This is a genomic window from Streptomyces hydrogenans, from assembly GCF_014656075.1.
Lineage (GTDB): Bacteria > Actinomycetota > Actinomycetes > Streptomycetales > Streptomycetaceae > Streptomyces > Streptomyces hydrogenans.
The window spans coordinates 1-1611 of sequence record NZ_BNBS01000281.1 but is presented as its reverse complement, the minus strand read 5'-3'; the positions used below and the strand labels follow the sequence as shown (position 1 = coordinate 1611).

General features: G+C 69.3%; 1 protein-coding gene. It reads right to left on the bottom strand.

Features of this window, described 5'->3' with window-relative positions:
- Positions 1-173: 173 nt before the first annotated feature.
- Positions 174-983 (bottom strand): hypothetical protein, encoded by an 810-nt coding sequence (locus tag IE321_RS41390; protein ID WP_190226767.1) that lies wholly within the window; start codon positions 981-983, stop codon positions 174-176.
- Between the last annotated feature and the right edge of the window lie 628 nt (positions 984-1611).

The following is a 1611-nucleotide window of genomic DNA, read 5'->3' as shown; positions in this document are numbered from 1 at the left end:
CAGACGGCCCCCGCCCGGTACCCACCACCTTGACCAAACACATAGGGGCACCCCCCGCTTGTATCCCGTATCGCTCAATCAAGTCGTCGTCTCAGCGGACCGAGCCTTGCGGCTTTTGTCTCAACGAACCGAGGGAAGCTGCGGACGAGAGGCCGCGGCCTTCGTGCGGGAACTCAGCCCGCGGCGGCTTCGGTGTGTCGGGCCTCCATCGCGGCGATCACTCGCTGCCGGGCCAGCCGCCGGGCCTGTTTGAGCTTCGAGTCGGCCAGCAGGAGGGGCGCGAACCAGATCCAGCCCCACACGCTGTAGGAAACAGTCCCGCTCCACACCAGTGCCTTGTTCGTGGCGAGAGCCAGCACAAAGGTGATGACATACGCGGCCACCCGGTGGCGGACCATGAGCGGGAGCGGGGCCTGCCACGGGCCGGCCAGCAGCTCCAGCGCGGCCGCGACCTCGGCGGCTCGCAGGTCCTCCGGATGGGCGGGCGCCTGGCCTCCCTGCTCCAGCGCGTCAGCGACATCGGCGCTGTGGGACGTCAGCGCGGCTCGATCGGTCCGCGCGGCAGCCGTCCTCTCCCGTACGTCCTGCCAGTAGCCCCGCCCGGCCCAGTCGAGCGCGGCCTCCACCCGCGCCGCCTCGGGTGACCCGGCAGGCGCCAGCTCCGCGATCCGCTTCTTGAGCCGGTCCACCCGAGCGGCCCGCCCGGGATACGTCCATCCGTCGGCCCGCAGGCACAGCTCCAGGTAGGAGACGAGCAGTCCGAGGTCGTCCGGCCACTGCGCCAGCCCGGTCTCGTAGGCCTTCTCTGCCTCGGCATCGTGGTCGTCCTCGTCCTCCGCCGCGTGTGCGAGGCCGAGCCAGCGGTAGAGCACCGGATCGGGACCGAGTTCCCCCAGACCGGATTCGGCCAGCTTCCGAGCCTCCGTGAACCCGCCCACTGCGAAAAGCTCCTCGCAGCGGTCGGCGTATTCGTCATGTGTCATGCTTCCCACCCCAGTCGATCAAGGGACCTACTTTCAGCCACACGAACCCGCTGGTCAAGGCACACCGGCAGGAGCCCTGGGCCCAGACCTCGCTCCTGCCGTCACCCACTTCTACGCATCCGCCAACGCTTCCACCGGCTACCCGGCAGGCATGGGACGTGCGGTCTGTCTCAACGAACAGAGTCCGCACGTCTCACCCCACCCAGTCCCCACAGTTCAGCGGCATGCGGACGACCGACTCCGTTGAGACAGGACAGCTTGGCCGCAGCGTCGACGACGGGAACCCACCTCACCGCACGTCACACCACAGCAGGTCCCCTAGAGAAAACGGGCAGCCTCCGAGGCCATACCTGTGACAGCGGGCGTGGCAGACGGCGCAGAGCCCCACCTGATCGCTCGGGGCCATCTCCGACCTCAGGTTCCGCGGGGAGGGCTGGTACGGGGCGGCGGGGTGCTCATGGCGGCGGCTCTCTCGGGCAGGAGCGGACGCGCACCAGGGGGGCGGTCCGCGACGCTCGACGGGGCGGCTCGCGTTGCGCGATGAATCGGATGCCCGTTTGTGTTGTAGGTATGGAGCGCACCACCTTCCCTCTCGACCTGCTCATCGCGCAGACGCGGGCGACCGCCG

Bases quoted from the DNA above. Each gene is read 5' to 3' on its own strand.
- IE321_RS41390 (WP_190226767.1), bottom strand. From the start codon at position 983: ATGACACATGACGAATACGCCGACCGCTGCGAGGAGCTTTTCGCAGTG.